Here is a 19,863-nt window from a genome sequence, read left to right on the forward strand (position 1 = left end):
GCGTCAAAAATAGGAATTCATCAAATTATGATTGAATACAAAAAGACATTATCAGTAAAATACGACTGGCGTTCGTTCAACGCGAACCATATCGCACAAGATATCATTATGAACAAACCAAACTATATGCTGCGCCATGCCTTTGGTGAGAAAATGCTGGAAGAATGTCAGTGTGACTATGAGGTTCCAGTTGGATTGTTTTGGTCGCCTACAGTGCAGCGGCAAACAGAGCATGTTCCCTACGAAGAGGTTGATGCGTGGATCAACGCGCAACAACCTAAGCGATGGAAAACAAATTATAGGCTGTCAGACCCAAGTTGAACAGTGCCGGCGGAACACGCAGGGAACGCGAGCTGGTAAGTATTTGATTTTGCTAGGCGTGGGTTTGGGGGCAAAACCGGATGTGCTAACAACATTTTGCCTGTAACTGGCCGTTTGGTTTATCTTTACGAGTACAGGCAGTAACAACCTGGCCATGTATGTCGTCGAACGAGTCGCGCGCGGCCACCGCTATCTTTACCTGGTCGAGAGCGTGCGCGAGGGCAAAACTGTCCGCCAGCGCACGATCAAGGCTCTGGGCCGCAAGGATGCGCTGGCCGCAAGTGGCGAACTCGACAGACTGGCCGCCTCGATCGCACGTCACGCAGAGCGCAGCATCATTCTGTCCGATATCGATGCAGGCCGGATCGTAGCCCGCAGGATCGGAGGCCCGTTGCTGTTCGGGCGCCTGTGGCAGCGGCTTGGCATCGATGCTGTATTGGAAGAGGTGCTGGAAGGGCGCCAGTTCGGCTTTGCCGTGGAGCGCGCCGTATTTGTCGCTACACTGCACCGCCTGTTCGTCTCAGGCTCGGACCGAGCCTGCCTGGACTGGATGGAGAGCTACGCCATCGACGGCAGCGAGGATCTTGCCCTCCATCACTTCTATCGCGCCATGGCCTGGCTCGGCGAGGAGATCGAGGAGAAGGCAGAAGGCGCATTGGCACCTCGCTGTGTGAAGGACGTGATCGAGGAGAAGCTGTTCGATCGCCGGCGGGACCTGTTCACTGATCTCAGCCTGGTGTTCATGGATACGACGTCGCTCTCGTTCTACGGTGCAGGCGGCGACACGCTGGGTCGGCGTGGTCATTCCAAGGACCACCGGCCCGAGCTTGCCCAGATGATCCTGGCCGTGGTGATCGACGCCGAGGGGCGTCCGATCTGCACCGAGATGGTCCCGGGCAACACGGCCGACGTGAAGGTGCTCATGCCCATCGTCACGCGCCTGCGTACCCGCTTTGGGATAACCCGCTCGTGCGTCGTGGCCGACCGCGGCATGATCAGTGCCGGTACGATCGCCGCCCTTGAAGAGCTGGGGATGGAATACATCCTGGGTGCGCGAGAGCGCACCAGCAACGTCATCCGCGATGTCGTGCTTGCCGACACTGCTCCGATGGTACCCCTGGTCCTCGAGCGACAGGCAGGAGACACCCAGCTGTGGGTCAAGGAAGTGCGCGTTGGCAAAGGCGCAGATGCCCAGCGCTACGTCGTCACGCTCAACGAAGCTGAGGCAAGGAAGGACAAGGCCGACCGGCAAGCGATCATCGATGGCCTCCAGACCCAGTTGAAGAAGGGCGACAAGGCCCTGGTCGGCAACTCGGCCTATCGCCGCTATCTCAAGGCCAGCGGCAAGACCTTCGAGATCGACATGGGCAAGCTTGCCGACGAGGCGCGCTACGACGGCATCAGCGTGCTGCGCACCAATGCCAGGATCACTCCGCTACAGGCCGTCATCCGCTACCGTGATTTGCTTCAGGTCGAGGCCCTGTTCCGCGTCGCCAAGGCGAGCTTCGATACCCGTCCCATCTTCCATCAGTCCGATGCCGCTATCCGCGGCCATGTGTTTGTCTCGTTCCTCGCTCTGACGCTGGCCAAGGAACTGACCCGCTTGTGTCAGGAAAAGGGCCTGCAGCCCGAATGGCAGCCGCTCCTCAACGATCTCGATCGCCTTCAGGAAGCCACCATCGAAAAGGACGGCAAGGTCATTACCACCCGCACCCACGTTTCGGGCCAGGTGGGGAATGTCTTCAAGGCAACCGGCATCGCGCTGCCGGCCAATATCAGCGAACTGCCGCCGCGAACCTAAGCCTCTGCAAGCTCAACCAAACCCAAAAATGTAGTGGTAACACTCGCGCCGGTGCGTGCATGTCATTGAACAAAAATGCCTTTTCCAAAAGCACTGTTCAAGTTGGGTCAGATTTTCTGCTAACGGGAGAGCTTAAATGGGCTAGTCATATACAACGTCGTATGGTTTATGGATACACCACTGACCCTGACGGCGTTATCAACGAAATGCTCGATCCAACTCGAAAATGGACTCAGATTGATCTATATTATCTGGGCTTCAAGCCTGAAGACTGGTTGGCTTATCAAATCTGCAAGTGAGACGGTCAACGTCACACAGCAGCCAAGTCAGCAAGCTGGATGAAATTTAAAGCAAAAACCCGCCGCTGACGACAGCGACGGGCTTTTTGCGTGTCTGAGGCTCTGACAGCTTACTTTTTAGCAGCTTTCGCGGCGACCATCTTCGCGCCACGGTCCTTGCTCTTGGTTTCCATGGGCGCAAGCTGGCTATCAAACTCACCAGCAACGATAGCGGCCTTGATCGCGCCGTAGATTTCCTCAAACTTGTCGGCGGGAACGACGAACTCACCGTCCTTGCCGTCCAGCTTGAGCGCCTGATTGGCGTAGCGGACGCTGAACTTCACCTCGTCGCCCTTCTTGATGATCGTGGGGCGCTTTACGTCCTTGTTGCCAGCCTTGAACGCGACAAGGGCTTTATCCATGCCCTGCGCAGTGCGGGCGCTTGCGGACATGCCACCAGCATTGCCAGGCTTAAATTCCTTGCTCTGCGAAACTGGCTTAATCAAGGTCTTCCACGATACGTTAGCCATTGGATTTTCCTTCTCTTCTACGTTGCTGCTGCCGTCTGCCTATATAATCAATAATGTCCGTCAATCATATTCAGAACCAAAAAGTGATAAATAGCTGACAAAAATACCCCTCACAGCGGGCCAGCGCTCAGGGGTTCTAACAGAGGATACCTGTCAGCTATGCATATTTATACCCAACCTTACACCTATATCATTGGATGGAGTGAGCAGAAAAAATACTACATCGGGCAACGTCATGCCAAAGGATGCAATCCCGCAGAACTGTGGGTAAGCTATTTCACATCTGGTAAGCTAATTCCTGATTTTCGGGACAAGCACGGGGAGCCAGATATCGTAGTCACATACTTAAGGCATGATAAAGAAGACGCTCTATGGGTGGAAGAGATGATGATGTTCTACTCAGGGGCTGTATCATCAGACAGATTTCTCAATCTGCAATCAGCAGGACGCCACTTTTCCACGAAATTGGGATCAAAGAAGCCGCCACGATCCACGGCCCATTGCAATGCCCTCGCTGCCGCCAACAAGGGACGAAAACACTCTGAAGAGACGCGCCGCAAAATCAGCGAAGCAGGCAAACGAAGAAGGCACTCGGCTCAAACAATCGAAAAGCTAAAGCTACCCAAAACCGATGCTCACAAGGAAGCTATTCGTAAGGCTCGCCTTGGCACAGTGTTTTCCGAAGAAAGTCGGCGAAAAATGAGCGAGAGTGCCAAGCGTCGATGGAAGAAAAGCGCTGATTAAGCTGCTTTCTGCATCCACTTGCTTACCATGCTGTCTGTTACACCGATATAATGCATGGTTGAAGTGAGGTTCTTATGCCCAAGGATACGCTGCACAACGGGAAGCGGTGCGCCCTCATCAACGAGGCGCGTAGCCAACGAGCGACGACCGCTATACGTGCTGCCTTTGATCCCTGCGCTGCTATACAGTTTCTTAAAGCGCTCACTCAACGAATGAGGCGTATAGGGTTTGCCCTGACGCCCAAGCACAAGATGCCCTGACGTGCGTTTGTCTGCGAGAATGTGGATTGCATTAAGCGCAGATGCAGAAAGCGGAATCTCACGCGCCTCGTTGGTTTTGGAAACTGCTGCGCGGACAACCAGCTTGGGATTATCTGAGTAGACAATATCCGTAACAAGCAAGCCTGCAATCTCTGCGCAACGCAAGCCAGTCGCCCACGATAGCTGCAACAGCGCTTTTGCCTTTTCAGGGTTATGGCCACTGATACGATCAAGGATAAGCGCACGTTCTTCTTCGCTATGGATAATTGCCTTCATCTAAACCTCCTGCGTTACAAAACATTCGATAAGGCCTGATTTTCCTTAAGCGATACCAATCCAGACATATCGCCGCTTTTTCGTCCTGAAATCATAAATACAAATGGATGCTAAAAGAGGAACTAAGCATGGGAATGGATAGATTAGAAAACGCAGTAACGGATTTAGAGCAGCGCATGGCGCTCTTGGAAGAATGCATAGCGTTGGTGGTTTACCGCGAGGAAGAGGCCAAGAGCGCGGCAGAGGAAGCGGTTCGCAGGCTTCAAGAGGCGGATGCTAGACTGAATGCGGTAACGGATGCGGCAGTGCGGGTGTTCACCCTCAAACTCAACACAAAGGATCAAATCACTGGCTTTAGTCTGAAGGAGGGCGACCAATGATGGATTGCCTCATCATGATTGGCGGCGGCATCATCGCCTTAGCCATCATTATCGCCTGCATTCTAGGAATGGTCTACCTTGATGTCCAACGAACTGCGGCGAACTACGAGTTCGCGCAAACGATAGGCCTCCTTCCATCTAACGACGAGATTTGCGGGGGAACGAAATGACCGAAACCCCAGAATACCGCAAAGCGACGGCGGAAGAGAAACAGCGCATTGAGCAGCTTGCCGCAGAGGGAAAGCCCCTGACGGCTATCGCCAAGGAAGTAGGCTTCTCACAGACCTACGTGGGCAAGATCGTCCGTCAGAGCAAACAGCGCCTTTGGATCGAACATAGGCGCGCAATCGACAGCCACGAACGATCCTTGGCGAACCTTGCCGAGAAGATCGAGCGCAACACCAGAGCCATCGAGCGTCAGACCAGATATCTCAAGCTGGTCATGGGCCGGGTCTCAATGGCGATCAACGGCGTCACCAAGACACGCGAAGTCCTGAAAAACATACAGGCCCGCATCACGAAGCTGATCCAGAACGAGGAGAAACAGCAGACCCTCAGGCAGAGCATATGGGGGAAGAAGCAGTGAGGGAACTGACCCTATGCACTCTTTCGCGCGGTGATCGTGCCGGTGAAACCAGATGGCTTTCTTGTATCCTCGATATTGAACGCCAAGGGATCGCGTTTGGATGCAGATACTCAATCAGCGATGATGGAGGGCAATTCAGCATCATATTATCGTTTGCCACCGAGGCGGGCCTCACAGCAGCGAGGTTACTCCTATGACCCAACCCAAATTGAAAAAGAGCGGCGATTTTGAAGAACGCCTTCGCGACTATCCATTTGAAGCATCGTTCACATTGGATGGCATCGTAATAGGATTAAATTACTATTCCAGAATGCTCGCTGAGCATGAAATCGACCACATGATGGTGTCATTCGAAGCAGTCGCCCATTCATACGGCGGCGCAGAATCAAAGGCCGTCATCGCATTCAGGAGTGAAATAGACCTCACAGCGGCTAGGTTGCTCGTAAGCGGTGTTCTCAGCCCACGGTGGTCCAAGGCATGAGTTCGGCGACGCCGTTCGCAGGATGACCGTTGGCCAGGCTGTTCAGCGTATCGGTCAGCCAGATGTGCGGGTTGATGCCGGAGAGCTTGCAGTTTTCGATGAGCGTGGCGATCACCGCCCAGTTGTCGCCGCCTTCGTCGGAACCGGCGAACAGGGCATTCTTGCGGTTCAGCGCGAGGGGCCGGATAGAGCGTTCGACGGTGTTGCTGTCGAGGTCGATGCGGCCATCCTCGAGGAAGCGTGACAGCCCATCCCAGCGGGTGAGCGCGTAGCGGATCGCTTCGCCGAGCTTGCTCTTGGCGCTGACCTGGCGGATGCGGGCCTCGAGATACTGGCGAAGATCATCGACGATGATGCGGCTGCGGTCATGGCGAACAGCCCGGCGTTGCTCCGCCGATAATCCTCGCGCCTCATCTTCGATGGCATAGAGCAAGGCGACGCGACGCAGCACTTCCGTTGCCACCGGCGAGTTGTCGGCCAGCTCGTAGAACTTGCGCCGGACGTGTGCCCAGCAAAAAGCGAGGCTGATCTGCTGGCGGCGCCTGGCGAGCGCGGCATAGCCGCCATAGCCATCGACCTGCAGGATACCTGCAAAATCACCGAGATGCGCTTCTGCCCGTTCGCCCTTGCGATCGGCTGCATAGACATAGGCGACCATCGGCGGATCATCGCCGCCCCAAGGTCGGTCATCGCGGGCATAGGCCCATAGCTGGCCGGTCTTGGTTCGCCCACGCCCCGGATCGAGCACCGGCGCCGTAGTCTCGTCCGCAAATAGTCGTTCTGATCGTCGCAATCGCTCAAGGATGTGATCGCGCAAGGGGCGCAGATACCAAGCTGCCCGTCCGACCCAGTCTGCCAGGGTGGATCGATCAAGCTGGATGCCTTGCCGGGCGTAGATCTGCGCCTGGCGGTACAGCGGTAGATGATCGGCGTACTTGGCGACCAGCACCTGGGCGATCAGCGCTTCGGTGGGAATGCCGCCCTCGACGATCCGCGCCGGTGCCGGGGCCTGCACAATGGCGCTCTCGCACGAGCGGCAACCGTAGCGCGGGCGGCGGGTGACGAGGACACGGAAGGTCGTGGGCACGACGTCGAGGCGTTCGGCTACATCCTCGCCGATCTGGTGGAGCGCGCCGCCGCAGCACGGACAGGCCTTGTCCTCGACATCGACGACCTGCTCGATCCGTTCGAGATGGGCAGGGAGCGAACCGCGGTTGCTCTTGCGGGGGCGCTCGGCGGGAGTCCGGCTTGCCTTGTCCCTGGCATGCTCGGCTTCAGCCAACGCCGTCTCGACTTCTTCCAGCGCAAGCTCGAACTGATCAGGATCGAACTGCTCTGACCGGCGTCCAAAACGGTGGCGCTGCAGAGCCTCGATGATCGCCTTCAGGCGTTCCACATCAGCCTGGAAAACCTTGAGCGTGTCGAGCTCGCGGGCCTGTTCGAGGACGAGCGCACGCAGCGCTTCAACGTCGTCGGGGAGGTCCGCTTCCATGAGCATGGCAGGCAGTGAATCAGTAGGCGAAGGCCCCGTCAACCGGCAATCTGCGGGACAATGGGACGGCGTCCACCGTGCACTCTGCGCCAGTCCAGACCCTCCAGAAGGGCACCGAGTTGCGCCGAGGTCAGGCGCATCACGCCGTCCTGGATGCCCGGCCACTTGAAGCCACCGGTCTCGAGCTTCTTGGCCATCAGACACAGGCCCGTGCCGTCCCACCAGACCAGCTTGATCCGGTCCGAACGCTTCGCCCGGAACACGTAGATCACGCCCGAATAGGGATCGCCGCCGTACTCGGCTCCGACCAGCGCGGCCAGGGCGTCAGGTCCCTTGCGAAAATCCACCGGGCGCGTCGCGACCATCACGCGCGCGCCAGCCCCAGGTCCTATCATCGCGTCGCCTTGAGCGCTTCGATCACCGCGGCAATCACACCGACGTCGGCACTGCGGCCGATCTTCACTGCCACACCGTCGATCTCCAGCTCGACAGCTGCAGCTGCTGCGCAACGTCGACGGCGGGGACGCGTGGGAGCAGGACCGGACACCGCGCTGGGCTCGATTACGGCAGGCACGAACGCGACCGCTTCCGGCTCTTCCGAAGGCAGGATCCCCCCCTTGGCCTCGAGCTGCTTGCGCAAATCCCGCCGCCACGCGTAAACCTGAGAGGGATCGAGCCCATGCCGGCGAGCCACGGCACTGACCCCGTCCCGGCCCGAATAGCACTCTGCAACAATCGAGGCCTTCACTTCGGGCGGCCACTCTCGCCGCTTGCCCGCGCCCGTAAACACCTCGAACCGCTGCGCGCCCTTGCTCACAGGATCATCACCCGAGATTATCATAGTAGCAGCGCACTCCAGCCCAATCAGGGCGCGGAAACTCGGCGCTACGCTTCAAACGCGCAAGGTGGGGGCAGAACAGCGCTTACGGTTGCTCCTATGACCGACGCATATATCGACATTCATGGCCCTGTTGCATTCAGGGCGTTTCAAAATCTCTGCGATCATCACGGCATAATGTTCGCCACAGTTGAGATTTTACCGCACCAAGATGGTGTCACAGGCATAGGCTTAGTCCGCCGCATTCGTTTCGATACGGAAGCAGACCTATTTGCCGCCAGATTGATCCTTTGAGACGATCATCCTTTAGGAATGAATTTCAACGCCCGCCCTTTGGTGACGATCATGAGGGCGCCGCCCGCTATAACAACACAGCCCACGACGGCATATTCGCCCAGCTTTCGCCATGTGGAGTTATTGCTTTCGTTGACCCTTTCAGCCCCTTTGCCTGCCTCTGCCATCTGCTCAGCCAATTTGAGCTTTTCCGCAGGAGACATTCCTTCGTGCAGCTTGCCCATTTCCTCAACCGTAGCGTTGATTGAGTCGATTGCCGCCTTCTGGCTCTCAGACGCATTGCCACTGATCTTGTTCATAATCTTGGCAAATGCCTTGGCCGCCATGCCTTGCGGGGTGCCTTCAACCTCATCCAACATTCCATCAATTGGATGCAGGACTTCCGCCTTAGGTTTGCTCACCGTCGTTTTGGGAGTGCGTTTCCTACCACCTGTCGCTGACGTGGCCGACTTCTTAACCTCACCGCTCATATTGCCCCCAATACGTTGAAATAACGGCTTAGCAGAAAACTACTGCCAAGGCCCATGTCCTATAGCTGACAACGAAAAACCCCGATTTCGTGCCCTGAAAAGCCGCAGAAAACGGGGGTTTCGTAAGCCCTGAAACAGCAAAATCGCTGAAATTCAGTTTTCTTTCAGGGCTACACCGTTGAGCAGTCCATCATCAATCACGCGCAATTGACGCACCAGCACGGCGCGCTGATCGGCATATGCAGCTTTGAGGTCATGAAAGGCAACAGACACTGCCGCCACGGTTGCCTCTATCTCTGTCTCAGCCACTTTAGCCTTGGCGTAGGCAGCAGCCTCTTGCTCGTCTGTCCATTCGTATTCCGTGACGTGGATAGTCGCATAGATAGGCTGGCAAATATCCGACATGGCATCGGCTAGTTTCTCGGCCGCCCCTAACAGAGCGTCCTTGCTGCTCTCGACGGCTTCAACATCCTGCGATTGGGCAAATAGCGCTCTTAGCTCACGGTAGAGGCCATTGGCTTTGCTATGTGTAGCAGAATACCATTGTTCTATACCTGACGGTGGGCCAACCTGTTCGTGATACTCAAGGTCGTTGCTAATGTCAGATATCGGCTTGGTAGCAATTTCCCTCATTCGGTCGCATTGGGCATCTAACGTCACAACCATATGCCCTATGGTTTCGCGGACCATGACGTTGTTCTGCGCCCGCATAAGGGCAAGCTGCTTCCTGACAGGCTGTAGGGCGACGAACGCAGCGCCAAGGGCCATGAAGCCGGTGATAAGCGTCTGCCAGTTGAAGAACCAAGTGCCGATTGCATTCCAGTTCACCCACGAAAAGTCGATGCACGTCATTTAAAAGCCTGCCCCTTATGCTTTTCCAGCAAACCCCATAGCTCGTTCCCGCCTTCGCCTGAGAACTTCACCGCCCCTGAGCGAATGAGATACTGGCGCAATTTGTCATCCTCAAAGCCGGGCAGATGATGCTTGATCTTATCAAAGGATCGCATGGCATAATCTTCACTCGATAAGAGCGCCTGAATGGCTGCTTCAATGGCAAACTCCAACTGGAACTCACGACGCAATCTCTCGCGCTGAGCCTCGATAGTCCTGTTGGTGGTTTTCCACGAAACGAACCCAGCAATGATAGCTGGCCATACAGCCCATTTGAAAATGGCTCCACCAACGGCCCAGCCATCAATGTCCGTCAGGAAGGTAGGAAGTTGCCCCATTTAGATCACCTCAAGCCGTAAAACTCATCCTTCTGGACATTGCATTCCCTGATAATCAGAAACTGCGCGTCATCGCTTAGGTCTTCCATGGCGACCTGCGAGCCATATCGTGCTTCAGTCTCTCGCCACCAGCATTTGTGAACGTCGAACTTTGGCCGCTTGGAATATGGGGTGATGTGGACCTCAGGGGCAGGAGGCAAAACCCCTACAGCGCGCAGAGCGCCCATCACAATCGCCACGATGATAAGCAGAGTGCCAGGTGTAATCAGTATGATGAACACCTTGGCCAATCCGCTCCTGCGATGCCACCACGCTTTCATTCAAAGCCCCTAAATCACCTTGGGATCAACCAACGCAGAAGTCACACTGGCGGAAACCTGACCGCACGGAGTTAAGCCAGAAGCGATTGAGGAAATACTAAGCTGAACCATGGTGGTCAGATAGGAGAATGGGCAGGTTTGGGCCTTTTTTTCCTCCACCCTGTCAACCAGAAAAGGCCATTAAATCACAAGTTTATTGAAAAATAACGCACTCTTCCTACCTGTGTCAAAGTCAACTGCGAAAGGGGAATGCCTTGAACTGGACCGTCCTATGTTTCCATGCTGCGCTAGGCAAAGGCGCGCGCCTCTACATTCTGCCCAGTATGTGGGATGGCCAAGAGCAGCCGCCTTACCGCTTCAACGTAGGCGACAGACTTGCGCTCGAATTTTCCGATGGGCGGGTATCAGGTGGATTGGTAAAGGCCATCCTGCCTAATGGTATGGAAATCGTCTTTGGCGATGATGTGACTTATACTGTGCAGCCAACCCCGCCGAATGCCCCAGCGCCACCATTGAAGTCCAAGATACCATATGATGATTGGACTGTGGTTTAATCATCAGGGCCGTGTTGGAGTTAAATTCAGCACGGCATTTTTGTATCGACTCTAGCAGACCATCTGTTAGGTTCACTATGTCTGGATCATGGCCATCATCGAGCCGATCATTCAGGTCAGACCTTCATTCTTCTGTCTAACAAGGTGATGTGTCAAATCGACCAGAAATAGGCAGATTTATATTTTTTATGTCTGATTGTTCGATTGACACGATTCAGTGGCTTGGTTCCATCCACCATCGGCTTAATCGCAGATAGTCAGAACTCCATATCTTCTGACTATATCCATCAGCGTCAAAGTCGAGCCATATGTCTAAAATATCTGGTATTGACTTCTAATTATCCACTGTATGGTTAGCTATGATGGATGAATGATAAGCCTGATTGCTATGGTAAAGTCAGGCTTATTCTGTTTTTGGTTGACTTATATGGTCATTGGTATGGCTGTTGGATTGGGAAGACATAGGTTCATTGGTTGGCTCGACGCCAAGGCACTACCTGTCTGACACACGCCAAGGTTCAGCCTTTTGGGGTCAGCTTGACGAGATTTCGCGCCGTCCGATTTCCTTGAACAGTGCGAGATACTTAGTCATCACTTGGTCAAAGTTCATATAAGATTGATACTCTTCGATCTCATCAATGTCGCCTTTCCAAAGCTCACGCTTCCACTCTTCATGAAGGTTGGTGAAATCGTCTGAGAGTATCAGGGCGTGTGTCTTCATCAGCACATGCACGTTCTGGAATGCGTCGTGAAAGTCCTTTTCATGCTGCTTATGCAGATCGCTTGCCATGTATCGTTCTGGCGGGTCTGTATCGTTCCCAAACAGGTAGTAAGTCATTAGCGATGCAGCACCGTGCATGATGCTTATCTGCGCGAAAATCCTTTCATATGCGCTCTTCCGCTCTTCCCAAAGTCGCTGCTGGGCGAACTTATGATGGTCAAGATCGGCTAGTTGCCGTGCGGTATCCAACGCACTCCTGCGATTGAGGAAGGAACCATACCAGATACCGCCAAGCGCGCCGCCGACGCTGATCGCGGCTACTGCAATCTCAGTCCACATGGCTCACCTCAGTTTGGCAAATCGCTTCGCAAGTTCGCTTCCTAAATCGCTGCGGCCCTCATTGTTGTTGAGGTATGGCAGGAAACGGTGATGCCTGAGATCGAAAGGCACATCATCCGCGCTCTGCGTGATAGGTATGACGTGCTTTCCAAGCGTATGGGCTATGCCAGCTTCATAGAACACATTGGGATTTTTGCCCGTGAAGTCGCACACCACAATATGAGAACGGAAAATTAGGCTGAAAATGTCCTGTATGAGAACTGAGTGGTCCCAGATGTCTTTCGCGCGCTGTGCGCGGAAACCTGTTTTTATGCAGGCGTCGTTGATGGCTTCAAAGACAGGCTCCATTGCGCTGGTAAATGGACACATCACCGCAACGAGGTCACGTTCGAGGCCACTGTCAGGCAATTCAAAAACGCTGGGGTGGAAGATCACTGGCCGCGACTTGCTGGGCGCTGTGGACACGTTGATACCTTCAATTTCGTAGCGATCGCCAACAAATTCCTCAATGATCGCTAGGTTATCAATGTCACGCTCAACGATGGTGTTGAGGACCGTATGGGCGCAGCCCTCGTAATCCTCGTCGCCAAAACTCAGAGATCGCAATAGCCGTGGATGGCCTGTCACCGTATCAAGGGAAGCCGTGTGCGCGCCTAAGGTCTGCCAGTCTCCGTGAGTGAATTCCTTTACGATGACCTTCGCAATCGAAAGAAGGCGTTTGCGGTCGTTAGTCGATAACCCCTGATTAAACACAGTCCCACCCGTCTGAAATAACCTGTCGCACGGTGTCTAACGGCAAGTGCCTCGTCATTCCAGTAAGATGGCTGGTCCCGCTAAATACGGGATGAGTGACAAAGACGACCCCCGCGCCATTGAGCGCCGCGCCCTACGAAACAGCCCAAAATCGCCCCTCTCAGCGCCATATGAGCGCGATCCCCTCCACACATACATTGAGGACGAGGAAAGCGGCAGAGAGCTTATCAGCGCAATTCTGGAAGACCCTGTTGCGCCAGCCGTTCCCCATGTGCGCCTACATACGCCGTCAGCGTGGAAGAACGAGGCTGAGGATATTGTCGTGTCAGTCCGCAAGAAGATCAAAGCGGCCTATGTCAGCGGCATCAGCCGTGAGGAATTTGCTGAGAGGCATGTCGAAACCAGCTTGGATATCGCCCTCATGGAACTGCTCTACGGGGACATGAAGAGCAAGGACCGTGCAGCCAATGCGATCAAGGTCGAAGAAGCTATCCTCAAAAAATATGAAGCTGAAGAGAAGCGCATTCAGCACCTTGAGAAGATGGAATTGGCTCAGGCTAAGACGCTTACCAAAGCGCTGAACGTCATAGACCTACAGATTGAGCAGATGAACAAGGAGAAACCTATCGAGTGAATTTATTAGAACAACGTAAGAAAGTTAAGAAGTGGATCAAAGCGCAGATATTCAACGGCCTTGATGGTCAAGCGATCATAGCAGCCGCCTTGCGGCTCTCATCAGACCTACATCAAGCCGTCCTATACGAACTACAAGACCCAGCTTTTACCCTGCGACCAAAGCAGGAAATGCCAGATGGCGACTGGTATATTTGGTTCCTCCGCACTGGACGCGGCTTTGGCAAAAACCATGCGGCATCAGCCGCGATCAATAAGCTGGCTCGCTATGTTTTTCCCGGTCAACAGGGTCTCATAGTCGCCGCCACCCACAAGGACTTTTACGCCACCATCTTCAATGGGCCATCTGGCTTGAAAGCGCTGGCCGCACCTGATTTCCAGCCGGTCTACAGTGAACGAAAGCTGGAAGTGCAATGGCCTAACGGCTCAACCGCCGTGGTCCGCACTGGTGACAACCCAGAAGATATCCGTGGTCTGTCCGTGCCGTGGGCATATGCCGACGAGCTTATCAAATGGCCAAAGGGCGAAGTCAGTTGGGGGAACATACAAAACTGCGTCCGTGAAGGCGCAAACCCCAAGATCATCCTCACTTCCACCCCGCTGCGTGGCGCTGAATGGCTCAAGAAGGTGGAAGAGCTACCAGATACCATCGTCACCACAGGTGGCAGCAGCGAGAACAAGAACCTCCCAGCGACATTCTTCCGTGGTCAACGTGCAAACCTCTCAGACAAGAAATTCGCGGAAGAGGCACAGGGCGAATGGGTCGGAGCAGACGAGTTCCTTTGGACCAAAGAGGAACTGGAGTTTGTCACCCGCGATCCTCAGGTGTCATTGCGCGCCTTCGCTGAGACAATGGACGAGCGCATGATTTCCATCGACCCTTCTGGCGGTGGCCGCGATGAAAACGGCATTATCCTGCTTGGCCGCAAAGGCGACGATCTTTGGGTGCTGGGCGACTTCTCATGCAAAGGGAAAGCATCTGTATGGCGTGAAGAGGTCATCCATGTTTGGCGCACCTATTGCCATGCTGGCGACCGCGTTCTTGTCGAAACCAACGCAAACCAAGGCATCGACGAATATCTGATGGATGGCGAACCCCAAATGTGGGTTGAGGGCATCCAGCAAACGGCCAAAGCCAGCAAGAAGGACCGCGCAGAGCAGGCGCAGGCATTATACGAGCAAGGCCGTGTCCAGCACTTTGGTCGCTTTCCTGAACTTATGCAGCAGATGGTGGACTTCTATGACGTCCTCCTTGATCGCAATGCATCACCTGACCGTGTTGACGCTCTCTCCACTGGCTTGCGTGAGATAGCCAAGCCACGCGCATTCATTGGCCTTGGCTTCTCAATCCCCAATGTCAGGTTCCGAGTCTAAGCGAAGCACCAACCAATCACTTAGCTAAATACTGGAAAATATATTCCGGGACTAAATGATGGGTTTATTCGACTTTATAAAAGGCGGTGCTGATGACTTCATAAAACGAAATATCGAAGCGGTATCATCTGAGCAGAAAAGCTATGATTATGCCGCTTTCGAGCTACAGAATGATCTAGCATACGACATATCAGCGCTGTTTTCACCAGCCAGCACGAAACCAAACTGGACCAAAGCCAGCAACTTCGCGGATCGCGCCAACAAGTTCTATTTCCAATGCTCTGTTAGCCGCGCCTGCATCGAAAAGCGCGCTCAAGGTATCGCAAACATCGACCTGCTTGTGACGGGCAAGGCCAGCACCAAAAAGCTGCTGCAATCCCCCAATCCAACCGACAAGACCCTCTCAAACGCCCTGCGCGTATGGGAAACCAGCCTGTCGATCGGCGGCGACCTCTACCTGTTCTATGACCTCAGGAACCCGTTTGAGCCGTATATATGGGCATTGAGGCAGGATCTCGTTTCCAACAATGTGAAGAAGCAGCAATACGAGTATCGCCCCGCCAGATTGAGCGGCAAAGATACGCCGCCGCAGCTTATCTTCCAATATGACTCCCTTGGAAACACTATCCGCTGCCTCGAACTGAACGGCACCAGCTACAAAGGCGTTGACGGCTATCTCCAGCGCATTGCGCACCATAACCCGCTGTCAGCCACAGAAGGCGCAGGAGCAGGCGACAGTGCGCTTCGTTCTGTCGATATTTGGCTCATCATCGAGGAATTGATTGCCACCAAGTTTGGCAACGGCGGCGCAAAGGGCGGCCTCATCACTGCGCCTACCATCAGGACGCAGAAGGATATGGCTGACGCTCAGCATTTCCTTTCCCAGCTTAATGACCAGAAAAACATCAATGTGCTGGCCAACGGCATGGAGTTCGTCAGCACCCAGCTCACCTTTGGCGAACTTGACGTTATCAACGTCCGTGCTGCGCAGGCCGCGTCCATCCAAGATGCATTCAAGGTTCCTGGGGTTCTGCTGAACAGCACCACGCAGACGACCTACGCAAACATGCGCGCAGGCGACAAGATATTCTACCGCACATTCATTGGCCCAGAAGCCCATTGGCTCGTCGGCCAGCTTGAGTGGGGCATCCGCAAATACATCGACGCCACCGCCACGCTGAAGGTCGATGAAACGCAGATCGACCACATACAGGACGATCAGCTTCAAATGGCCAAGGACATGGCTTCCATGGGCTGTTTCACGGCCAATGAAGTGCGCGCCATCTTGGGCAAGCCGCCCGTTGATGATGGCAACGAGCTTATGAAGCCAATTGCTGCGCAGAATGGTCAGCCAGAGGAAAAGCCCAAAGGGCCAGTAGGTTTCAACGCAGATTCAGGAGACAGAGGAGACGCAAACACGAATGACAAATGATATCAGGTTTAAGGAGTTTAGAATTGACTCCTTTGATGCAGAGAAAGGAATTGTAGAAGGTTACGCAAGCAAGTTTGGCAACGTCGATCAGGTTGGTGACGTTGTTGAGAAAGGCGCTTTTACAAAGAGCATCCAGCAAGGCGCTAGTCGCGTCCGCTTCCTATGGCAGCATAACAAACAAGAACCAATCGGCGTAATCCAAGAGATACGCGAGGATGACCACGGCCTTTATATCAAGGCTGAGTTTGCCAACACGCAACGCGCTCAAGAGACCCGCGAACTTATGAAAATGGGTGCGCTGGATTCCTTCTCCATTGGCTACCGCGTCCCCAAGGACAAGATCGTCGTGGAGCAGACCAAAGAGGGTCAAATCCAGCGATTGAAGGAAATCCACCTCTTTGAGGTCAGTGTCGTCACGTTCCCATGCAACGTGGAAGCGCGCCTGACAGGCATCAAGAGCAGCTTGGAAGGCCGCTTTGCGGACCTGCCCCTAGAGCAGCAGAAATCCGTCTCAGACTATATCGAATTCCTCGTCGCCAAGCAGATGGATGACGCAGCGAATGACGATGACATTGCCGTCGTTGAGCCTGAGGCAGAGCCAGAATTGTCGCTCAACGAGCCAGAAAGCGAAGCTGCCAAGGCGGCAGCGGAAGCCGTGCAGAGCGAATTGGACCGCCTGTTCGCGATCCTGCGCAAATAACGGCAACTCTGAACCAGCCTAATAAATAACTCGTAGCCCACTCATTAGCTGAGCAGGGAGAAGGACTCTTATGTGAACAGCCAAGCGCATTCCTTGGGTCAACTAAAAAATAATAAGGAGAGACTCAAGAATGAGCGATTTAACACCTGAACAAATCAAGGCTCTCACTGATAGCGTTGAAGCGCTACGCACTGAGACAGAAAGCAACATCAAATCAAGTGATGCTGTTACACAAGAGAAAATCAGCAAGATCGAAGCATCTGTTTCAGATTTGCTTGCTGCTAAAAATGCACCAAACGTCGATTCCATCGAAGAATCAGCAGATTTGGTTAAAGAAGCAATCGGCATGTGGTTCAAACATGGTGACGAAGTGCTTCAACGTGGCGAAGGCCGTGACATGCTTATCAAAGCAGTTGGCGACCAAGTTTCCCTTACCGTTGCCACAGAAGGCGGTAACGTGCTTCCAAAGATATTTGGCGGTTTGATCGACACCCTGTTGCGCCAATCAAGCCCATTGCGTGGCGTTTCCCGCGTCATCCAATCAGGTATGAACTACGTTCAACCAATCAAATTCAACGGCGGCACTGCTGCAACCAGAGCTGAATTTGGCGCGATCCATCAGACTGTTGCTCCACAATTCGACACCATCACCTTCACCAACTTTGAAGTGAATGCTGAAGAAAAGGCGACCCATTGGGCGCATGAAGGCGATGCAATCATCAACTTGGTTGACGTTATCACTTCAGACGTTGTTTCAGCTATCGCGGAAAAAGAGTCAGAGTTGTTCCTTGTTGGCATGACTCAAAACCCACTCGCAACCGGCGGAACTATCCGTAATGGCTTGCTCTCACAAACCAAATTGGTGACTGGCGTGAATGAACGCACCTCAGTTTTGGGTTCATTGGCAGGCGTTGAAACTGCATCAGCTACAGAAATAGACTTCACCGATTTTGCAACCGCACGTTCAACCTTGGCAAACCGCTACAACGGCACTTGGATGTTCGGCAAGCAAACCGAATTGGCTTTGATGACCCTCAAGGACTTGGATGGCCGTTATATCTGGTCAATGGGCGACGTGAAGAGCGGCACCACTGGCGCTATCTTTGGCGACAGCTATGTCATTTCAGACTTCATCCCAACCTTCGCAGATGGCGAAGACGTGCCATTCGCAGTGTATGGCGATTTCAGCCGTGGCTATGTCATTGCTGACGCAAGCCCGCTTCGCTGGACCGTCGATAACCTCACTGACAAGGTGTTCGTGAAATATCTCGCACGTCGCAGAACTTCATCCTCAGTGGTTGATTTCGGCGCATTGCGTGGCCTCTACAAAAAGGCAGCTTAATCCCTCAGGATAGCAAGGAAACAGGGGCTTTGGAGGCAACTTCAAAGCCCTTTTCCGTGAGCAGCAGGCGCGTCCGCTAAATACTGGAAACAGTCACAGGAACGCGCGGGGATGCCTATCGAAACCACAGGAACCAACCAAAATTCATATCTCACCATCGCAGAGGCAAATGCCATTCTGCTCTCCGTCCATGCCAGCTTTATGGAGGTCGGCACTCAGCTAGACCCCAATACGGATGAGCCATATCTCATCGAAGCTGCCCGCGATTTGGACCAGCTATTCGCGTGGGCAGGCCGTCCAGCAACACCAGACCAAAACCTAGCATGGCCGCGCAAGGGCGTCATTCGACCTGGCTATAGGCAGATGGGCGAACCTCAGTGGAGCATTCCAGCCTCTGACGAGGATTTCTTGCTCTACAAGATCATGTTCCTGTCAGGCTCCAGCGCCGCGCCAACCATCCCAGACGATGTTGTGCCATTGGAGATTAGGGAGGCGCAGGCACTTATCGCCGCGCTGCGCAAAAACGGCTCCAACCTTGTCTCAGATACCCAAGGCGATGCCCAAGGGCTGCAACTGCCGGGCGGATTGAAAATCGCCTACGTCAACGCGATCCGCGAAGCTGCTGATATCCATAAGCGCACTGCTCAATTCGGCGCGTTCGTTGGACAGCCAATTGTGGGGGCATAATCATGGCCCTGCAAAAGACGATCCTCAACGCTATCAAACGCAACGGCAAACCTGCAACAGTCACTTGGCAAGCCAGCACCGCATTGGATCAACGTGCGCCAAAGAAAGGCACTGTCGAGACATATGCCTACGAGGCGACCGTCAAAGTCGTCACTCAGGCTGGTGCCACTGCATATGAGAAGCGCATCTACCTGCCTGCTTTAGACCGCTCCATCGTGGGCGCGACGATCACCATCGGCTCTGCCAGTTGGAAGGTCATCACAGCCAACGTCTATGAGGCTGGATCACGCGGCGCATTGATGCAGGAGGCGTCCGTGAAATGACGATCAAGCGCATCGACGTGATGATCCGCCGCGCCAAGGATATCAGGACAGCAATGGAGCAGGATGCCTTCATGGGCGCTGCTGAGGATTGGGTAGAGCAAGACGTTGTTCCTGCTGCCCGTTCCATTGCTCCTGTGGCCTCAGGCGAGTTTCGTGACTCTATCGGCGGCGCGGTGAACCAAAACCAGATCAGCATCTACGCAGATGCTCCACACTCAAAATGGGTGGAGGAAGGCACCAGCAAGATGCCTGCCCGTCCAACGATCAAGCCAGCCATTCAGAAAATGCGCTCCAAGCTGCTCGCTCGTGTCCGCGCAAAGCTCAGGGAGATGACCAAATGACCTTAGACGATTTTACCACAACCATAGCGGACGCGATCAAGGCCGACCCTGAGTTTCGTTCAATGAACATGCCGTTTCATCTGGGCATTCCGCCTGCGGATCAGGTGGGCAAACCTATGGTGCCGTGCGTCACTTTGGACGGCCTTCTTTGCATTGATGACAAGCTAGGCTCTTGGACTGGAAACCTGAACCTATGGGGCGATGATATGTCGCTCTCATTCCTGAAACTAAGTCAGCGCTTCTTATGCATCCTTGATCGAACAGGTGTTGTTCAAACAAGCGGATTTCTAAGCAGACCTGAACCTGAGAATGCAATCAACCGCTCACTCTACCCAGTGAGATTCTACATTACCGCCTAATATAA

The 19,863-nt window shown here is 54.2% G+C and carries 29 protein-coding genes; 18 read left to right on the forward strand and 11 right to left on the reverse strand.

The genetic code is table 11. The annotated features are described in order from the left end of the window. Positions 1–27: 27 nt before the first annotated feature. Positions 28–321 carry a hypothetical protein gene (locus N6H05_RS19355; protein ID WP_284111229.1) on the forward strand — a complete coding sequence of 98 codons (294 nt, stop codon included), beginning with the start codon at positions 28–30 and terminating at the stop codon, positions 319–321. A 154-nt stretch (positions 322–475) separates the two neighbouring features. Continuing rightward, positions 476–2,122 (forward strand): IS1634 family transposase, encoded by a 1,647-nt coding sequence (locus N6H05_RS19360; RefSeq protein ID WP_099234654.1) that lies wholly within the window; start codon positions 476–478, stop codon positions 2,120–2,122. Positions 2,123–2,531: 409 nt separating this feature from the next. Here the strand turns inward: N6H05_RS19360 and N6H05_RS19365 are convergent, their stop codons facing one another. Then, positions 2,532–2,930 carry a hypothetical protein gene (locus N6H05_RS19365; protein ID WP_284111230.1) on the reverse strand — a complete coding sequence of 133 codons (399 nt, stop codon included), beginning with the start codon at positions 2,928–2,930 and terminating at the stop codon, positions 2,532–2,534. 159 nt (positions 2,931–3,089) lie between these two features. On the opposite strand from N6H05_RS19365, the gene N6H05_RS19370 reads away from it, so the two are divergent. Beyond that, complete coding sequence (locus N6H05_RS19370) at positions 3,090–3,674, forward strand: NUMOD3 domain-containing DNA-binding protein (protein WP_284111231.1); 585 nt, start codon at positions 3,090–3,092, stop codon at positions 3,672–3,674. Here N6H05_RS19370 and N6H05_RS19375 read toward each other — a convergent pair. Next, positions 3,671–4,210 carry a tyrosine-type recombinase/integrase gene (locus N6H05_RS19375; RefSeq protein ID WP_284111232.1) on the reverse strand — a complete coding sequence of 180 codons (540 nt, stop codon included), beginning with the start codon at positions 4,208–4,210 and terminating at the stop codon, positions 3,671–3,673. The two genes, N6H05_RS19370 and N6H05_RS19375, sit on opposite strands and share 4 nt — an antisense overlap. Positions 4,211–4,338: 128 nt before the next feature. Here N6H05_RS19375 and N6H05_RS19380 point away from each other — a divergent pair, with 128 nt between their 5' ends. The 4 genes from N6H05_RS19380 (at position 4,339) to N6H05_RS19395 (ending at position 5,657) form a co-directional block, all read left to right on the forward strand. Next, positions 4,339–4,590, forward strand: a complete 252-nt coding sequence (locus N6H05_RS19380; protein ID WP_284111233.1) for a hypothetical protein — start codon at positions 4,339–4,341, stop codon at positions 4,588–4,590. Then, entirely contained in the window at positions 4,587–4,760 is a 174-nt protein-coding gene (locus N6H05_RS19385) for a hypothetical protein (RefSeq protein ID WP_284111234.1), read from the forward strand. Before N6H05_RS19380 ends, N6H05_RS19385 begins: the two co-directional genes overlap by 4 nt. Further along, positions 4,757–5,176: a helix-turn-helix domain-containing protein gene (locus tag N6H05_RS19390; RefSeq protein WP_284111235.1), complete on the forward strand. Its 420-nt coding sequence runs from the start codon at positions 4,757–4,759 to the stop codon at positions 5,174–5,176. Before N6H05_RS19385 ends, N6H05_RS19390 begins: the two co-directional genes overlap by 4 nt. A 193-nt stretch (positions 5,177–5,369) precedes the next feature. Then, positions 5,370–5,657 carry a hypothetical protein gene (locus N6H05_RS19395; RefSeq protein ID WP_284111236.1) on the forward strand — a complete coding sequence of 96 codons (288 nt, stop codon included), beginning with the start codon at positions 5,370–5,372 and terminating at the stop codon, positions 5,655–5,657. Here N6H05_RS19395 and tnpC read toward each other — a convergent pair. From tnpC to tnpA, 3 genes are read right to left on the reverse strand one after another with little or no spacing between them, the layout of a single operon-like run. Then, positions 5,632–7,155, reverse strand: a complete 1,524-nt coding sequence (tnpC, locus tag N6H05_RS19400; protein ID WP_004209593.1) for an IS66 family transposase — start codon at positions 7,153–7,155, stop codon at positions 5,632–5,634. The genes N6H05_RS19395 and tnpC overlap by 26 nt on opposite strands. Before the next feature lie 32 nt (positions 7,156–7,187). Next, positions 7,188–7,514 carry an IS66 family insertion sequence element accessory protein TnpB gene (tnpB, locus tag N6H05_RS19405; protein WP_206434212.1) on the reverse strand — a complete coding sequence of 109 codons (327 nt, stop codon included), beginning with the start codon at positions 7,512–7,514 and terminating at the stop codon, positions 7,188–7,190. Positions 7,515–7,540: 26 nt separating this feature from the next. Further along, entirely contained in the window at positions 7,541–7,990 is a 450-nt protein-coding gene (tnpA, locus tag N6H05_RS19410; RefSeq protein ID WP_284110925.1) for an IS66-like element accessory protein TnpA, read from the reverse strand. Positions 7,991–8,086: 96 nt separating this feature from the next. On the opposite strand from tnpA, the gene N6H05_RS19415 reads away from it, so the two are divergent. Beyond that, positions 8,087–8,281, forward strand: a complete 195-nt coding sequence (locus N6H05_RS19415; protein ID WP_284111237.1) for a hypothetical protein — start codon at positions 8,087–8,089, stop codon at positions 8,279–8,281. Positions 8,282–8,286: 5 nt separating this feature from the next. On the opposite strand, the gene N6H05_RS19420 is transcribed toward N6H05_RS19415, so the two are convergent. The 4 genes from N6H05_RS19420 to N6H05_RS19435 form a co-directional block, all read right to left on the reverse strand. After that, a complete protein-coding gene (locus tag N6H05_RS19420) occupies positions 8,287–8,751 on the reverse strand; it encodes a hypothetical protein (protein ID WP_284111238.1) in 465 nt (154 codons plus the stop codon). 153 nt (positions 8,752–8,904) lie between these two features. Then, positions 8,905–9,603 carry a hypothetical protein gene (locus N6H05_RS19425; protein ID WP_284111239.1) on the reverse strand — a complete coding sequence of 233 codons (699 nt, stop codon included), beginning with the start codon at positions 9,601–9,603 and terminating at the stop codon, positions 8,905–8,907. Then, positions 9,600–9,980, reverse strand: coding sequence for a hypothetical protein (locus N6H05_RS19430; protein ID WP_284111240.1), 381 nt, complete (start codon positions 9,978–9,980; stop codon positions 9,600–9,602). The genes N6H05_RS19425 and N6H05_RS19430 overlap by 4 nt, the downstream gene beginning before the upstream one ends. 5 nt (positions 9,981–9,985) lie before the next feature. After that, positions 9,986–10,270 carry a hypothetical protein gene (locus N6H05_RS19435; protein ID WP_284111241.1) on the reverse strand — a complete coding sequence of 95 codons (285 nt, stop codon included), beginning with the start codon at positions 10,268–10,270 and terminating at the stop codon, positions 9,986–9,988. Between the two features lie 284 nt (positions 10,271–10,554). Between N6H05_RS19435 and N6H05_RS19440 the strand changes: the two genes are divergently transcribed. Next, positions 10,555–10,854: a hypothetical protein gene (locus N6H05_RS19440; protein ID WP_284111243.1), complete on the forward strand. Its 300-nt coding sequence runs from the start codon at positions 10,555–10,557 to the stop codon at positions 10,852–10,854. A gap of 532 nt (positions 10,855–11,386) precedes the next feature. Here the strand turns inward: N6H05_RS19440 and N6H05_RS19445 are convergent. Next, complete coding sequence (locus N6H05_RS19445; RefSeq protein ID WP_284111244.1) at positions 11,387–11,914, reverse strand: hypothetical protein; 528 nt, start codon at positions 11,912–11,914, stop codon at positions 11,387–11,389. A 3-nt stretch (positions 11,915–11,917) separates the two neighbouring features. After that, positions 11,918–12,667, reverse strand: coding sequence for a hypothetical protein (locus tag N6H05_RS19450; protein WP_284111245.1), 750 nt, complete (start codon positions 12,665–12,667; stop codon positions 11,918–11,920). 91 nt (positions 12,668–12,758) lie between these two features. On the opposite strand from N6H05_RS19450, the gene N6H05_RS19455 reads away from it, so the two are divergent. From N6H05_RS19455 to N6H05_RS19495, 9 genes are all read left to right on the forward strand, one after another. Further along, positions 12,759–13,301, forward strand: a complete 543-nt coding sequence (locus N6H05_RS19455) for a hypothetical protein (RefSeq protein ID WP_284111246.1) — start codon at positions 12,759–12,761, stop codon at positions 13,299–13,301. Continuing rightward, positions 13,298–14,674: a terminase large subunit domain-containing protein gene (locus N6H05_RS19460; RefSeq protein ID WP_284111247.1), complete on the forward strand. Its 1,377-nt coding sequence runs from the start codon at positions 13,298–13,300 to the stop codon at positions 14,672–14,674. Before N6H05_RS19455 ends, N6H05_RS19460 begins: the two co-directional genes overlap by 4 nt. A 55-nt stretch (positions 14,675–14,729) precedes the next feature. Next, positions 14,730–16,106 carry a phage portal protein gene (locus N6H05_RS19465; RefSeq protein WP_284111248.1) on the forward strand — a complete coding sequence of 459 codons (1,377 nt, stop codon included), beginning with the start codon at positions 14,730–14,732 and terminating at the stop codon, positions 16,104–16,106. Continuing rightward, entirely contained in the window at positions 16,096–16,806 is a 711-nt protein-coding gene (locus tag N6H05_RS19470) for an HK97 family phage prohead protease (protein WP_284111249.1), read from the forward strand. The genes N6H05_RS19465 and N6H05_RS19470 overlap by 11 nt, the downstream gene beginning before the upstream one ends. Positions 16,807–16,936: 130 nt before the next feature. Next, complete coding sequence (locus tag N6H05_RS19475) at positions 16,937–18,148, forward strand: phage major capsid protein (protein ID WP_284111250.1); 1,212 nt, start codon at positions 16,937–16,939, stop codon at positions 18,146–18,148. Between the two features lie 111 nt (positions 18,149–18,259). Beyond that, a complete protein-coding gene (locus N6H05_RS19480) occupies positions 18,260–18,835 on the forward strand; it encodes a DnaT-like ssDNA-binding protein (protein WP_284111251.1) in 576 nt (191 codons plus the stop codon). Between the two features lie 2 nt (positions 18,836–18,837). Beyond that, positions 18,838–19,158 carry a hypothetical protein gene (locus tag N6H05_RS19485; RefSeq protein WP_284111252.1) on the forward strand — a complete coding sequence of 107 codons (321 nt, stop codon included), beginning with the start codon at positions 18,838–18,840 and terminating at the stop codon, positions 19,156–19,158. Further along, entirely contained in the window at positions 19,155–19,499 is a 345-nt protein-coding gene (locus N6H05_RS19490) for an HK97-gp10 family putative phage morphogenesis protein (protein ID WP_284111253.1), read from the forward strand. The genes N6H05_RS19485 and N6H05_RS19490 overlap by 4 nt, the downstream gene beginning before the upstream one ends. Then, complete coding sequence (locus tag N6H05_RS19495; protein WP_284111254.1) at positions 19,496–19,858, forward strand: hypothetical protein; 363 nt, start codon at positions 19,496–19,498, stop codon at positions 19,856–19,858. Before N6H05_RS19490 ends, N6H05_RS19495 begins: the two co-directional genes overlap by 4 nt. Positions 19,859–19,863 lie beyond the last annotated feature (5 nt).

The organism is Sphingobium sp. WTD-1 (assembly GCF_030128825.1).
Lineage (GTDB): Bacteria > Pseudomonadota > Alphaproteobacteria > Sphingomonadales > Sphingomonadaceae > Sphingobium.